Genomic DNA, 14785 nt, shown 5'->3' on the forward strand with positions numbered 1-14785 from the left:
TTTTAATTGAAGAACTTCGTTGTATTGTATAGATAATATATGCGACGCTATCAAATTGTGTAGCAGCATAAATTTTATCAACCTAAACTTGTGTTGCCTTAATTTACCTAATAATTACCAAAACATGCAAGGTAAAACTTTAAAACATGCCAAATCTTTCTGATATTAGGAAGTATGATTATTTCTCAAAATACCTTGAAATGGGTAATGCGCTTTTATCCACCTTTATTTTTTCAGCGCATTTGGGTTCAAAAATTTGAAAATGATTTTAGAAGCTGTACTGTTAAATTGAGTAAAAGCTTTTTAAATAAAAACTATAATGGTTCTATCTTTGGCGGAACAATATATGCCGCAACCGATCCTTTTTATGCACTTTTGTTTGATCAATTGATGCAGCGAAGAGGCTTTAAAGTTAGAGTTTGGTTAAAAAGTGCGTCCATTCAATATCTAAAACCTGGGCGTAGCAATCTTTATTTCACAATTCGTGTTGACGATGAAATGATTGCGGAGGCGGAACATGCTTTAAAAACCATAGGGAAGTTTGTAAAAGCTTATCCTATGGAAATTACAAACAAAAACGGAGAGCTTTGTGCTACCGTGATGAATGAAGTTTATATCAGAAACCTGCACCAAGGCGAAACGCCAAGAGTTGCTTACTAATTGTTGACATGCCGAGTATAAAAAGTTTGATTCTACAGGGTGAGGGCGTTATGCTCGATTTTAAAAAAACAATTACCAACACTCAAAAAATTGCTAAAAGCTTAGTTGCTTTTGCTAATAATAAAGGTGGAAAATTATTAATTGGTGTGGCTGATGATGGCACCATCAAGGGTGTAAAATCAGAAGAAGAAGAAAAATATATGATTTTAACCGCTGCCCATCAATTTTGCAAACCAGCAATAGAACCTTTTTTTGAAGAGATTTACGTTGATGATAAATTGGTTTTAATTGTCAATATTCCACAGAGTGATCTCAAACCGCATTACGCCCTTGATGATCAGAATAAATGGTGGGCCTATATTCGCATAGACGATAAAACTGTTTTGGCAAGTAAAATAATTGTCGAAGTCTTAAAAAATGACCATAAAGATCAGGGCGTACTCATTTCTTATTCTGATAACGAAAAAGTCCTGCTACAATATTTAGCCGCTCATGATAGGATTACATTGAAAGAATTTAGCAAACTTTTGAGGTGTTCCTATCGAAAGGCGCAGAAAATTCTAGTGAACCTGATACTCACAAATGTGGTAAAACCTTATACATCAGAAAAAGAAGAATATTTTGTAGCGGTATAAACGGTTAACTGAAAACTGTAAATTTGCCGCTTTCAATCTTATCTCTTATTAAAGTCCTTTGTTACCGCGGAACAAATCTTATCAATTAACCTTTGTAGATATCTTTTTGAAGTTTAAAAAGCCGACCTTTGCAAACTTATGTTTTCTAAAATTTACGCCAAATACAAACCTTACTATAAAGAAAATCTCCATTTGGCCCTCCCAATTGTGGGTTCACAAGTTGGCCATACGTTGGTACACATGGCCGATAGTGTTATTGTTGGGCACTTTACTGATACAACCCAGCTTGCTGCTGTATCATTAGTGAACAGCATTTTTATTTTGATCATGGTAATAGGCTTAGGAATATCTTATGGCTTAACGCCCTTAATTGCTCAGGAAAATGGTCGCAAAAATGATGAAGAGTGTGGAAAATTATTGTCCAATAGCTTAATCATCAATATAATTGTCGGTATAGTACTTTATATATTGGTGCATTTTGGTGTTTTGCTTGTCATCGATCATTTGAAACAAACCCCGGAAGTTGTTCATTATGCCAAACCTTACTTAGGCTGGCTCTCTCTATCGATTATTCCATTACTTATTTTTCAAACATTTAAACAGTTTGCAGAAGGTTTAGGCTTTACCAAACAAGCCATGTACGTTTCTATTTGGGGTAATGCGCTCAACATCACTTTGGGTATCATTTTCGTAAAGGGAATGTTTGGCTTAAAGCCAATGGGCGTTAGCGGTGTAGGTGTTAGCACCTTTATCGATCGTTTTTTAATGGCAATAGTGATGGGTATTTACGTTTTGAGATCTCCTCATTTCACAAAGTATCTAATCAACTTTAGAATCACTTTTATTGATAAAGTTACCGCTATTAAAATCATAAAAATTGGTGCACCAGTGGCCATGCAATATTCGTTCGAAATTAGCGCATTTAGCGGGGCTGCAATATTAATTGGCACAATCGGCGCAACTGAACAGGCCGCTCATCAAATTGCCATTAGCCTGGCTGCAATGACGTACATGATTGCGAGTGGAATCGCATCGGCGGCGACAATTAAAACGGGTAATAATTTTGGAAAAAAGAACTTCAACGATCTCCGTAGATCTGCAATAGCAAGTTATCACGTTATTCTCTTATTTATGAGCTTGACAGCAATAATTTTTGTGGCAGCCCACCAGTTGATGCCTTTTATTTATACCAACGATTTAAAAGTTGTGGCGATTGCTGGGCAACTGCTTATTATTGCTGGTTTTTTTCAGCTATTTGATGGAACTCAGGTTGTAGGTTTAGGTGTACTACGAGGCATTGGCGATGTTAATATGCCAACACTTATCACATTTTTAGCCTATTGGGTTGTTGGCATACCTGTTGGTTATTTGCTGGGTTTTACTTTTGGACTGGGCGTAAATGGAATATGGTATGGATTAACCTTCGGATTACTGACTGCTTCTATCCTATTGTTCTGGAGATTTCAAAATAAAACAAAACAATTGGCTGGTTAATATCCTTATGTTTGAGATCATAAGTTATTGATATAATAGCTTTATCATTTCTATCCTACCAAAACCACTATTTACCCCCAACGTTTACCACTACACCGATAGTGAAGATCGAATTCCCTGCAGACATGTAATCTCTATTCTTTAAGCCAAAATTACTGCTCGTGGTATATTGTAATTGAATATTTTTGTTTAAGCCCATTCTGGTGAAAAAGATAGGTTCGAAAAAAACATTATCTTCTTTAGGCTGTACTACCCCATTCAAAAAGAATCGATCCATTTTAACGTGACTTATTCGAAGTGCCGTTCCATAATTAATTGGGAAGTCTTTCCCAAACAACCTGAAATTATTTTTCTTTTTTGAACTATAATTGATCTGAAGAAACGATTTTCGGTAATCAACTTCCTGCAACTCACTGCTCACTAAAACATCATTCTTGTAATCCCTAAAGGTTATATCACTCCAACCCTTGCCAACACCTGCATAAATCTCGATAATTCGGTTATTATCTGGTCCGAAGGTATCGAAATAGCCACCACCTATTTCAATCAGCTTGTGCCCGAAATCTTTTGATTTTCGTTCACTATTCATTCTTGAGCCACTAAAAAGCACTCCTATATGATTTGAAACTGCATAAGCGCCGTTAATACTAGCATTGCCCTTTAGGGAAATGTGCCCGCCACCACTAAATTCACCTTGCTTGCTTAACATGGGCGTATTGGGTACATTGGGCATATAAACTGAAGAACAACTGCTGGCAAAAAGCGCTAAAATTGGGAAAGCTAAACGTAAGTATTGATTCATAGATGATTTATAAACAGTTTTTCGGGATAAAAATTGTGTTAAAGTTCCATTTTCATAAAACTCATCACTCTTTTAAATTCATCATGTAGATTGGCCTTTAAATGGATTTTTGTTGATGTTTTAGGATGTATAAAACTCAATTCAGATGCATGTAGTAACATGGTTGTCATGTTCCAATGTTCTAAGAAAAGTTTATTTTGCTTGTTGCATCCGTGGGTTCTGTCTCCTATTATTGGATGCAGGATATGACTAAAATGTCTTCTCAGTTGGTGCATTCGCCCTGTTTTAGGAGTAGCCTCTACCAGTGAATACCTGGAGGTTAAATGTTTTCCGAAAGGAACATCAATCTCGGCATGTGATAGGGTTCTAAATGAAGTATAAGCATCTTGCATCGTTCCATTCTCTTTAGCTAAAGGATAATCAATATTCATCGCTTCTGGCGTGAAACCCCTAAGAATAGCTAAATATTTTTTTTCAGTTTCTGCATTCATAAATTGCTGGTGCATGACAATTTCAGATTCCTTATCAAACGCAAACAACAAAATACCGCTTGTTTTTCTATCTAACCTGTGCACAGGACTTACGTGCTTCCCAACCTGATCTCGCAACATTTGCAGCGCAAATTCTGTTGCATCTCTGGCAATTGAAGATTGATGCACCAATAAACCATGAGGTTTATTAATGGCAATCAAATGTTCATCCTGATAAATAATCTCCAACATTCGGCGAAGATAAGGATATTGCTTTAACTAAATAAATCAAAAGCTAAACGATAAGTATTGCAATGCGCATCAACAATATCTTTAATGTCGGTAGAATAACCGCCGCCCATACTCACCTGTAAGGGGATGTTATTATTTTTACAGGTCACGAGTACCATTTTATCCCGTTCTTTACAACCAGCTTTACTTAATGACAACTTTCCTAATTTATCGGTAGAAAGTACATCAACTCCAGATAAATAAAATACAAATTCTGGTTTCGAACGCTCGAAAGCAGAATTTAGATTCGTTTCTAATAACGACAAATAGGCGTCATCTTCGATATTATCATCAAGAGGTACATCTAAATCTGAAATTTCTTTGCGGAAGGGAAAATTTTTATCTCCATGCATAGAGAAAGTAAATACATTTGAGTTATTCTGAAAAATTTCAGCAGTGCCATTACCCTGATGAACATCTAAATCAATAATTAATATTCGATTAGCTATTTTATTACCTATCAGATAGTTAGCAGCAACCGCCTGATCATTTAATAAGCAAAAACCTTCTCCCCAATTACTACCTGCGTGATGCGTTCCGCCGGCTACGTTAAAGGCAATTCCATTTCCAATTGCAAACCTGGTCCCATCAATTGTACCTTGTGTGATACGCAACTCTCGTTCAACCAATTGCGCATTTAATGGAAAACCAACCCTTCTCTGATCTTTCGCAGATAGCGTTAAATCCCGAAGCTGTTCCCAATACGATTTTTCATGTGATAGAAGAATGATGTCTTCTGCTACCTTCTCTGGATAAAATAAATTATCCTTTTCAATTGTTCCCTCATGTAACAGTTGTTCGGGAATCAATTCGTATTTAAGCATAGGAAATCGGTGACCTTCCGGTAGCGGGTGAGCATATAGCGGGTGCCAGGCTATTTTTATCATTAACTCAAAATCTCCTCAATATGTTTCTCGATGTTATTTGAGATTTTATCTACTGGTAAGTCATTAGGATCATAACCAAATGGGTCTTCTATCTCTTCAGCTATAAGCTCCAAACTCGCTAATACATAGAGGATAAAGGGAACGATTAAGACCAAATAATATCCTAAACTAAAAACCCAACCTATTGGAATGGTGAGCACGTATACAAAGATGAATTTTTTAATGAAAACACTATATGAAAATGGAATTGGCGTGTTTTTGATACGTTCGCAGCCGCCACATATATCGGTAAATTGGTTTACATCGCTGGTAAGCACAATCAGCTGTTCTTGAGTAATCAAACCTTGTCGTGTTAAGTCATACAGTCGGGAAATCATACTGCTTGCGATTTGATTTGGAATATGCTTACTTTCTTCTACCTCAATCAGGAAACTGTTTTTACCAAAATATTTCTTCTCACGAAGATGCTCTTTTAATGCAAAAGCATATTTGGGAATACCATATTCAAAAAATCTAACTTCATCATTTGGCAATTTGAGGGCTTTAATTTTCATCGCAAAGTTGCGACTAACGTTTGTCAATGAACCCAGGAGTCTTCTTCCTTCCCACCATCTATCGTAAGAGGTGTTGGTGCGAAATACCAAGAGCATCGAAATTACAAAGCCCAACAAGCTGTGCATCATACCGATATTGCTTACGTAATCACTTTTTGAAAGTTTGAATATATTAAGCTCAAGAAATGCTACAAAGGCAGAAAAAATTGCCATGCTGATCATCAAGGGCCATAACTTTCGAAAGGTATCACCCTTATGAATGTGAAAAATAAATGTAAACCAATCTTTCGGATTATAGTGGATCATAAGTTATATAGCTTTTAATACCTTTTTAGATACTTCAATAAGTGCCTTTCCTGTTAAATAAATATCTTCGAAGAAATTGTACAAAGGAATCGGGCTTAAGCGTATTACATTTGGTTCACGCCAGTCGCCAAGGATACCGGCGTCCACTAATCCATCAAAAACTTCCTTTCCATTATCTTTTGCAATGATAGAAAGCTGTGCGCCACGATCTTTAGAATTCTTCGGTGTAATGATTTTAAACTGTTCGGCATTTAATTCTTTATTCACCTCATTGATAACGAATTCTAGATAATTAGTTAAATCTATACTTTTGTTTCTCAGGTTATCAATATAGCCTGCCTTTTCAAATATTTGCAACGATGCATGGTATAAAGCCATTGGCATTACCTGAGTACAACTCACCTGCCATCCATCTGCTCCGCTTTCAGGGACAAAGCCTTTTTCCATTTTAAAACGCTTACTTTCCTGATAACCCCACCAACCCGCAAACCTGTTAAGCTTGTCGTTTTCAAAGTGTTTTTCATGTACAAAAATCCCACTAATTCCACCAGGACCTGAGTTTTGATATTTATATGAACACCAACAAGCAAAATCTACTCCCCAATCATGAAGTTTAACAGGAACATTACCTGCGGCGTGTGCTAAATCCCAACCTACAATTGCGCCAACGTTATGCCCGGTTTTAGTAATGGCTTCCATATCATACCATTGTCCGGTGTAATAGTTTATTCCGCCGAAAAGCACTAAAGCTATTTCGTCCCCATTTTCGGCTATCTTAGCCAATATATCTTCGGTTCTAAGCGTATCTTCTTCCTCACGAGGGAACACTTCTATAATTGCATCATTAGGATCGAAGCCATGAAATTTTACCTGACTCTCTATTGCGTACTGATCAGAGGGAAATGCTCCACCTTCCATGATAATCTTAAACCTTTTTCCTTTGGGTTGATAAAAACTGACCATCAACAAGTGTAGATTAACAGTAAGGGTATTCATCGGACAAACCTCTGCTGGCGATGCGCCAACAATTGGTGCCATCAGCCGTTTAAGCTCCTTATGATAAAACATCCAAGGCTCTTCACCATCAAACCAACCTTCTACCGCATAATTTGCCCAATTATCCAATTGATTGTTTAATACCTCTTTAGCAATTTTAGGTTGAAGTCCTAAAGAATTGCCACACAGATAGATAAATGACCTGTCTTTATACTTTGGAAAAAGGAATTGGGCTCTGAATTCTTTGAGCTGGTCTTTCTGATCTAAAGCATTCGCAAAAGCTAATGTATTTTCTAATTTCATTGCCTCAATAATACAAAAAAAGCAGGTATTGTTTCCAATCCTGCTTCCTGTAGATGTATTTTAAATTAAAATTTAATCGTGTCGTGCTTACCTAAATCCGGTGTATCTCCTGTCACAGCAGCTTTCAAGATACTAAATAGCACTACAATTTTTGAAGATGATGAATCCCAATACTCAGCTTCAGCTGGTGTAACTTTTATAAGAATCAATCTAGGATCTTCCACCCCGTCTGGAAACCATGCCTTAACAAATGGAGAAAAGTATGCTTCTTTGCGCACCTGATCATCAACCAACTCTGCTTGTCCTTTTACTGTTAGATACGTGTTTTTGGATGGATCGCTATAAGCCAGCAGCACATTATTTTCCTTTGAAATTTCTTTAGATTTTAATGAATATTCATTCGTAAAGAACCAAATACTTCCATTGTCTTCAATCTTTGCGGTTCCCATTGGTCTGCTACCAAGCTCATCGTTAGCAGAAAAAGTGGTGAACATACAAGTGCGAACACTTTCCGCCATTTCTTTTAATATCGCTATATTTTTTTCGTTTTTCATGATTTTAAATCTTTGAAAGAAAACAGCGGGAAGGATGAAATGTTTGACTGAAGCTAGATCTTATTTGGTTTGCTTACGTATTTATTGTCCTTAACGAAGAAACGTAGTGGCAGTAGAGCATGTTCTTCCGCATAGGCAATACCTACCCTGGGCGTCGTTGCAATCTCCTCGTCGTGAAAAGTAATCTGATGGTCTTCTATCCACACATCATCTCCAGTTAGATATTTAGCATTGAAAGAACGGTCAATGCCAAGCGCCTTGGCTGCCGAGCCTGGACCAGAGGATATGGCAGCCTTTGTATACGGCATATTGCGGCGATCTTCCATAATCTCCTTGCCTATTAAAGGCTCAATTGCCCTGATTAAGATTGCATGAGGATCGTTAATGGTGGCGCTTACTACGTTAAAAAGGTTATGCACTCCATAACATAAATAAACATATGCAATGCCGCCCTTGGCATACATTGTTTCTGTTCGGTTAGTTCTTCTGCCACCATAAGCATGCGAAGCTTTATCTTTGATACCGAAGTAAGCTTCAGTTTCTACAATGGTGCCTCCAGAAATATTACCGTTAACATTAGTAAATAAAACTTTACCTAGTAAATCTTTTGCCAATTTAACGACATCTTCACTGAGGTAATATTCTTCAGGTAACTTCAATTCAAATAAACTATTGATTTAACAAAATTGATATAACTTGCTCTAAATAAACTTGGTCTGTTTCATCAAAATGACTTAAAAATTCACTATCAACATCCAGCACACCGATTACTTCATCATTTTTAATTAGTGGCAATACAATTTCTGACTTTGATGCGGAAGCACAGGCAATGTGTCCCGGAAAGTCATCAACGTTAGGCACTATCAGCGTTCTATTTTTCTCCCATGATGAACCACATACGCCTTTACCTTTCTTGATTCTAGTACAGGCCACAGGACCTTGGAATGGTCCTAAAACAAGCTCATCGTTTTTAACTAGGTAAAACCCTACCCAGAACCAATTAAACTGTTCCTTTAATGCAGCCGCAACATTCGCCATGTTCGCCACGAAATCTGTTTCTCCCGTGAGGAGAGCTTCGATTTGAGGAATTAACGATTGATACTGCTCAGCCTTCGTAGCGGTTTTGATGATAGTTAAGTCTTCTGCCATGGATCAAAGTTAAAAAGGTTTTTGTTGATTTTTACTTCATCGATTGATAATGACAAAAAATTGAATGAAGCACAATCTTAATTTTATTAGTTTTGAAGCACATAATTCTTCAGTATGATTGTTGCCTTAACCATTACCAAATTTAATAGGATTACAATACCGTTCGCATTTTTGGGAATGGCGATTTTAAGAATCCCATTATGGTTAAACAATAAATGTAAATTCTGGAAATTAATGGGCAGTGGCAAAGACGCACAAGTCGACTTACCTCCAGACTTTAGACATTGGGCAATCTTAACAAATTGGGAAACCCGGGACGATTGCGACGCCTTTTATAATAAATCTTTACCGATAAAGTGGTTTCGTTTTTTTGGATCAGAAGAGTTTACTATATTACTTAATCCTTTATCTTCACATGGTTTATGGTCTGGAAAGCAACCTTTTGTCGTTAGCAAAAATTCAATAAAATCAACTAATCAAATTGCCGTAATTACCCGAGCGGCTATTAAATTCAGCAAGGTTAAAGATTTTAGAAGTAACATTAAAAGAGCGGCGGACGCAATGAGAAAAGCAGACGGCTTTATATTATCGGCCGGAGTCGGTGAAAATCCATTCTTAGATCAGGCCACGTTTTCCATCTGGACAGATGCACAGTCCATGAAAAATTATGCTTATAAATCCCACGACCATTCTGATGTAATCAAATTGACTAGAGAGCGGCAATGGTACTCAGAAGAGTTATTCGCCCGATTTGAAATTATCGAAAGCAGTGGAACGCTTAATGGTTTATCAATTACAACTATAAATAACCTTTAAACATGAGAGTAATCGCAGAACTTCCACATCCGGAATGTAAGATTAGCATTTTTGCCATGAATCAAAAATACATCGTAAAATTTGAACAAGGAACTTTTGAGCAAAGCTATAAACTTGCAGAGCTAGATTTGAGTGGCGACGGTGTTAATGATGTATTTGAAATCTTGGACGAAGAGTTTATTGCGTCCGTGGTAGATCGGTTTAAAGTTATGCGAACTGATTTTGCCCTAGCTTATAAAAGGCATCAATTTTAACCCTTAACTATCTGGTAATTAAGAGGTTAATGACATATTCAAAATTATATTCTGAATATTAGGCCATTTTTAACTATTATAATACGAAAAATATAAATTAAAAGTTGATATGAGTTATTATATTTCATTGATTATCTGTAAATTAATTAACTAATCAGAATAATATTTCGAGTGCCTATTTCGCCAAATTATTGGGATATCCGTCATTATCATTGGTATGATATGATAATCGAAAACACTTTATTTAATTACTGGGTTCAACCCCCAGTGTCATCTCTGGATGCAGAACGTTTGGGAGATACAAAAGAATAGATTACGCCTGGCAATTCATAAATTAATGATCGTATCATGAACCACTACCCTATACCAGTTTTTAGAAAATTTCTCAACTGCATCTAAGTGAGTTGGATCTTTCTGGTAAGCGTTATGATCTTCAATACTATCAAAGGTGATTGTTAATGAGTAGGTGAAAGAATTGTCCGTCACTGATCTTGCGGGTGTGCTCGCCGCTAATCCATAGTGTAAGCTTTTAATCAATTTGATAGACTTTAAACTTTCGAAAAAATTAGCAAAATCTTTAATTTCATCTGTTGTTAACTGTGGCTTCAACCAAAACAATACGAAATGTTGAACTTTTGGTTTATTGAGGTTAGTATTTTCTATCATTTGAAAGGGATTCTAAAGTTTGAAATTATATAGGCATAAAAAAAGCGGCTGTGATAAGCCGCTTTAAAGTAAATATTATTTTTAAAATTACTGTACTCTACCTGATTTTTTATCTTCACCTCTACCGATTAGATAACCGCCTCCAGCTCCAACTAAACCACCAATAATAGCACCTCTACCTTTTTTCTTATCAATTAAAGCACCACCAACTGCGCCAGCTGCACCACCTATTACCGCACCTTTTGCGCCATCACTCCAGCCTTGTTTCTTAGCTGTTGGTTGGGTACCACCGTAAGAACTAGAACTGCTACCACCTGAACTAGCATAAGATCTGGATGATTTAGATGATGCTGCACCAGCTCTTCTAGCTTCTGCTAATTCTGCCTGATGTTTAGCTTCTTTTTCAGCTTCCAGTTTAGCTGTTTCTGCTTTTTTGAAACTATCTAAACGTAAACTATCTTTAACTGCTTTTATGGCAAGTTGTTTTTCTGCCTCTTGCTGTTTTAAAGCGGCTTCCTCTTTTGCTTTATTGTTACAAGCAAACATTACTGAACTCAATGCGATTACTACGAATATCTTTTTCATAACTTTTTGTTTATATGAATCTTGTTTTGCTACCTAACCTCACAAAACAGGTTTCATTAGGATGTGTATTTTAGTTAATTACCTGTACTAAAGAAAAAATGATGCCAAAAAGTTTTAATTAATAAAAATTAATTTAATAAATCGATGTACCAGAAGCCGATGGTCGGAGATTTTGATCCTGTATGTTCCTGATCAACATCATCTGTTTTTGGTGCATTATAGGTTCTAAATACTTTATCGCCTAGCTCGAATGGGATTTTCTTTTTAAAAATAGGGCCTTCGAAAGCAAAAGTGTGAAACTCTCCATTTTCGCCACAGGGATCAATGGCTGATGGTAAATCAGAAATTAAAACTTTGGTAATTATTTCTCCGCAAAAAGTCTCTAAATTTTCTTGTGTGCAAACAATGATGGTTTTATAGTTCAAGTTAAGAAAGTCATCAATCAGTTGAGTGGTATCTTTTTTCCATAACGGAAAAATGGCCTTCAGTCCAATTTCTGCAAGTTTTGTTTCTCGATAGCGACGAAGATCTTCCAAAAAGATGTCTCCAAAAATGGAATGTGTAATACCCTCTTCCTTAAATTTTGTTAGGTGAGCATGCATCACTTGATCATAGCTTTCCATGTCAGGCATTTCACCTAAACGAATTTGATATAGTGGAATGCCAATACTTTCGGCTTGAGCGATAAGCAAAGATTCTCTAACACCATGCATCGAAATCCGGTTATATTGTTCCGTAACCGTTGTAACCAGGTATTTGATTTCTATTGTGGGATCCTGAAGGGCATAATGAAGCGCTAAGGTACTATCTTTCCCTCCGCTCCAATTAAAAATGCAAAGTTTTCTATCGTTCATTATTCAGGATCTCCTTTAGTTGAGTAACGCCCTGAACAGCATTCGCTTCAATCTTGACTACATTTCCATACCTTTTCACATTAGGTGTTACGGGATCGATAATATATTTGATAGCTTCGGCGGGAACAAAATCGATTAAACCAGCGGCAGGATAAACTGCCAATGAAGTGCCAATCAAGACGAAGATATCTGCTTGCTGACAAATATCAGCGGCAACTTCAATCATAGGCACGGCTTCGCCAAACCATACCACATGCGGACGAAGCTGCGAACCCAATTCGCATAACTGCCCCATTTTTAAGTCAGATCCTTCTATAGCATAAGTCAAATCTTCCCTTAGATTTGATTGTGATTTTGTGATGATGCCGTGAAGATGATGTACTTTAGTTGAACCAGCTCGCTCATGTAAGTCATCAATATTCTGCGTAATAATATCTATATCAAATTCTTGCTCTAATTCAGCTAAGAGCTGATGCGCTTTGTTGGGTCTTGCTTCGATTACCTGCTTTCTTCGCTCGTTATAAAATTGCTGCACCAATTCAGGATTACGCTCCCAGGCCTCTGGAGTTGCAACATCATAAACATTATAGCCTTCCCATAAGCCATCAGCATCCCTGAATGTTTTTAATCCACTTTCTGCACTTATACCTGCACCTGTTAAAACAACTATCTTCATAAACTAAGATTATCAATTATTGGATTGCCATGGTTTGGCCACCCGTAGATGATTTATAGCACTTCTCCTCTCCATGGGAGAATACTCGTTTAAATTTAAAACAGCGAAGATTGAAATGTCTTTGACTCGGAAAGATTGATAAATTTCGCAGTGATTGATTCGTCGGCTTTAAATATCTCCGGGTGAAACATACAGGCCAATGCTTCTATTCCTTCAACCAATGTACCGATGCTGGGTTGGGTAAACATATCAAAATCTGCAATGTACACCTGATTCTGTTTTACGGCTGCTAAATCTGTCCAATTGTTTTTTACCAGAAGCAGATCCATTTCGGCCAAAGTTCGTGTTTTATCAAAACCGCAAGGGGCAATTACCAATACTTCAGGATTGTATTTTACGACTTTATCCCATTGGGTTACAATTGAATCTCCGGCAGGATTGGAAAGCATATCTACCCCACCAGCAGCTGCGATTTGAAAAGGAATCCAATGGCCACAGTTGTAGATCGGCTCAATCCATTCCATCAGCATCACTCGTTTTAAAGGTGCTTTATTTGCCCGTAGTTCATCTAAAATAAAGTCGGTTTTCTGTTGAAGATTGGCTAAGTACCTCAAAGCAACTTCTTCCTTCCCTAAAGCCTTTGCAATAGTTATGGCACATTCAAAAACATCCTGAAGGTTATTTGGTGATAAAGGAACGAGTGTCGGTTTTTTAGACAGTTTCATTACAGCGGTTTCGGTACAAACGGTATCAATGTTGCAAACCTCACATATATCTTGTGTGAAAACAACATCTGGAGCAATGCTTTCTAAAAGTTCGTCATCAACCCAATACAAACTTTTACCCTGTGCTTTTGAAGCGGAGAAGATACGATCGATTTCGATACTCGAATAATTTTTACCCTCTAACACACATCTTACTACTTTAGGTTGATCTGCAGCCTCTTTCGGACATTCAAAAGTTACGCCGTACAAGTATTCTTGCAAACCCATATCGTAAATCATTTTGGTGGCAGCTGGTAAAAAAGAAACGACTTTCATTGGATATAAGGTGTTTTAAATGGAGAATGGATAATTTTTTTTCAGCTGGAGCTTATCCAACGGGGAAAATATAAAGTTAAAAAAAATCCTCTTTTGAAACAGATCAAAAGAGGATTTAACAAGGTTATTAAGAAATTAAATGCTTTGCTTCTGCATTTTAAGAACCGGATATTTTGATTTTAATATTTCAAAAGCACCAAAAATAATAGCACCGTAAATTAAAGTTCCTTCTAAAAACCTGATTTCAAATGGAATTGCTTTAACCAGGCAGCTCCAGTATCCAGCTAAAGTTTGTGGATATGATGGGTTTTGAAACCATACTCCGAAATCGGTTACAATCCAGTGAATAAAAACAATTGTCAATGTAGATGAGAGTAAAGAAACCACATTTATCTTTTTCAATAATACTCTTCCTACCAAAACCATCAAGGCGAAAGCAAGATAGGTCCAATACCATCCTTCATATAAAAAACCATTACTGTATTTGCTAAAAATTGTACTGGCTAAAATAAAATCGCTTAAAAACAAGCTCACCAATGGAAAAGCAAAAGCTTTTGCATGATCTTTAAAATATGCGCCACCAAACAGCGCTACCGCTCCAATAGAAGAAAAGTTCGCAAACTGAAGCTCATCTGAGTTAAACGTTACCAGTAAACGGAACAAAGTAATTACCAATATGATTAGTAACAAAATGAGGTTACGGGGATTAAATTTCAAATTAGACATATATTAGTATAGTAATTGGTATAAAGTATTTAGTTAGTAAGACAAGTTGCTTGTGATGTACGATTTT

The 14785-nt window shown here is 36.8% G+C and carries 19 protein-coding genes; 5 read left to right on the forward strand and 14 right to left on the reverse strand.

Annotated elements, in window-relative coordinates:
• Positions 1–174: 174 nt before the first annotated feature.
• The 3 genes from OQZ33_RS09760 to OQZ33_RS09770 all read left to right on the forward strand — a co-directional run bounded on the left by OQZ33_RS09760 (position 175) and on the right by OQZ33_RS09770 (position 2789).
• Positions 175–660, forward strand: a complete 486-nt coding sequence (locus OQZ33_RS09760; protein ID WP_265798851.1) for a PaaI family thioesterase — start codon at positions 175–177, stop codon at positions 658–660.
• Between the two features lie 8 nt (positions 661–668).
• Positions 669–1295, forward strand: coding sequence for a helix-turn-helix domain-containing protein (locus tag OQZ33_RS09765; protein WP_265798852.1), 627 nt, complete (start codon positions 669–671; stop codon positions 1293–1295).
• 138 nt (positions 1296–1433) lie between these two features.
• On the forward strand, positions 1434–2789 hold the full coding sequence (locus OQZ33_RS09770) for an MATE family efflux transporter (RefSeq protein WP_265798853.1): 1356 nt from the start codon (positions 1434–1436) through the stop codon (positions 2787–2789).
• 67 nt (positions 2790–2856) lie between these two features.
• On the opposite strand, the gene OQZ33_RS09775 is transcribed toward OQZ33_RS09770, so the two are convergent.
• From OQZ33_RS09775 to OQZ33_RS09810, 8 genes are all read right to left on the reverse strand, one after another.
• Positions 2857–3591 (reverse strand): hypothetical protein, encoded by a 735-nt coding sequence (locus tag OQZ33_RS09775; protein ID WP_265798854.1) that lies wholly within the window; start codon positions 3589–3591, stop codon positions 2857–2859.
• A gap of 38 nt (positions 3592–3629) precedes the next feature.
• The gene (locus OQZ33_RS09780) at positions 3630–4313 is read right to left on the reverse strand and encodes a pseudouridine synthase (protein ID WP_265798855.1); all 684 of its coding nucleotides are present in this window, start codon (positions 4311–4313) and stop codon (positions 3630–3632) included.
• Positions 4314–4336: 23 nt separating this feature from the next.
• Positions 4337–5239 carry a histone deacetylase gene (locus OQZ33_RS09785; protein ID WP_265798856.1) on the reverse strand — a complete coding sequence of 301 codons (903 nt, stop codon included), beginning with the start codon at positions 5237–5239 and terminating at the stop codon, positions 4337–4339.
• Complete coding sequence (locus tag OQZ33_RS09790; protein ID WP_265798857.1) at positions 5239–6099, reverse strand: bestrophin family protein; 861 nt, start codon at positions 6097–6099, stop codon at positions 5239–5241. Before OQZ33_RS09790 ends, OQZ33_RS09785 begins: the two co-directional genes overlap by 1 nt.
• A gap of 3 nt (positions 6100–6102) precedes the next feature.
• Positions 6103–7398: a kynureninase gene (gene kynU / locus OQZ33_RS09795; protein WP_265798858.1), complete on the reverse strand. Its 1296-nt coding sequence runs from the start codon at positions 7396–7398 to the stop codon at positions 6103–6105.
• A gap of 65 nt (positions 7399–7463) precedes the next feature.
• Entirely contained in the window at positions 7464–7952 is a 489-nt protein-coding gene (locus tag OQZ33_RS09800) for a pyridoxamine 5'-phosphate oxidase family protein (RefSeq protein ID WP_265798859.1), read from the reverse strand.
• Positions 7953–8005: 53 nt separating this feature from the next.
• Positions 8006–8611, reverse strand: coding sequence for a DNA-3-methyladenine glycosylase (locus OQZ33_RS09805; protein WP_265798860.1), 606 nt, complete (start codon positions 8609–8611; stop codon positions 8006–8008).
• Positions 8612–8621: 10 nt separating this feature from the next.
• Complete coding sequence (locus OQZ33_RS09810) at positions 8622–9101, reverse strand: GAF domain-containing protein (protein WP_265798861.1); 480 nt, start codon at positions 9099–9101, stop codon at positions 8622–8624.
• A gap of 114 nt (positions 9102–9215) precedes the next feature.
• Here OQZ33_RS09810 and OQZ33_RS09815 point away from each other — a divergent pair, with 114 nt between their 5' ends.
• Positions 9216–9917 carry a DUF3291 domain-containing protein gene (locus tag OQZ33_RS09815; protein WP_265798862.1) on the forward strand — a complete coding sequence of 234 codons (702 nt, stop codon included), beginning with the start codon at positions 9216–9218 and terminating at the stop codon, positions 9915–9917.
• A gap of 2 nt (positions 9918–9919) precedes the next feature.
• Positions 9920–10171, forward strand: coding sequence for a hypothetical protein (locus OQZ33_RS09820; RefSeq protein ID WP_265798863.1), 252 nt, complete (start codon positions 9920–9922; stop codon positions 10169–10171).
• Positions 10172–10498: 327 nt separating this feature from the next.
• Here OQZ33_RS09820 and OQZ33_RS09825 read toward each other — a convergent pair whose 3' ends face one another.
• The 6 genes from OQZ33_RS09825 to OQZ33_RS09850 all read right to left on the reverse strand — a co-directional run bounded on the left by OQZ33_RS09825 (position 10499) and on the right by OQZ33_RS09850 (position 14718).
• A complete protein-coding gene (locus tag OQZ33_RS09825; RefSeq protein ID WP_265798864.1) occupies positions 10499–10837 on the reverse strand; it encodes a Dabb family protein in 339 nt (112 codons plus the stop codon).
• An 87-nt stretch (positions 10838–10924) separates the two neighbouring features.
• On the reverse strand, positions 10925–11422 hold the full coding sequence (locus tag OQZ33_RS09830) for a YMGG-like glycine zipper-containing protein (protein WP_265798865.1): 498 nt from the start codon (positions 11420–11422) through the stop codon (positions 10925–10927).
• A gap of 128 nt (positions 11423–11550) precedes the next feature.
• Positions 11551–12276 carry a diphthine--ammonia ligase gene (locus OQZ33_RS09835; protein ID WP_265798866.1) on the reverse strand — a complete coding sequence of 242 codons (726 nt, stop codon included), beginning with the start codon at positions 12274–12276 and terminating at the stop codon, positions 11551–11553.
• Positions 12266–12952 carry an SIR2 family NAD-dependent protein deacylase gene (locus OQZ33_RS09840; protein ID WP_265798867.1) on the reverse strand — a complete coding sequence of 229 codons (687 nt, stop codon included), beginning with the start codon at positions 12950–12952 and terminating at the stop codon, positions 12266–12268. Before OQZ33_RS09840 ends, OQZ33_RS09835 begins: the two co-directional genes overlap by 11 nt.
• A gap of 95 nt (positions 12953–13047) precedes the next feature.
• Positions 13048–13992: an ABC transporter substrate-binding protein gene (locus tag OQZ33_RS09845; protein ID WP_265798868.1), complete on the reverse strand. Its 945-nt coding sequence runs from the start codon at positions 13990–13992 to the stop codon at positions 13048–13050.
• Positions 13993–14127: 135 nt separating this feature from the next.
• Positions 14128–14718 carry a DUF6580 family putative transport protein gene (locus OQZ33_RS09850; protein ID WP_265798869.1) on the reverse strand — a complete coding sequence of 197 codons (591 nt, stop codon included), beginning with the start codon at positions 14716–14718 and terminating at the stop codon, positions 14128–14130.
• Positions 14719–14785: the final 67 nt, after the last annotated feature.

The sequence above is a fragment of the Pedobacter sp. MC2016-05 genome, from assembly GCF_026239735.1.
Classification (GTDB): domain Bacteria; phylum Bacteroidota; class Bacteroidia; order Sphingobacteriales; family Sphingobacteriaceae; genus Pedobacter.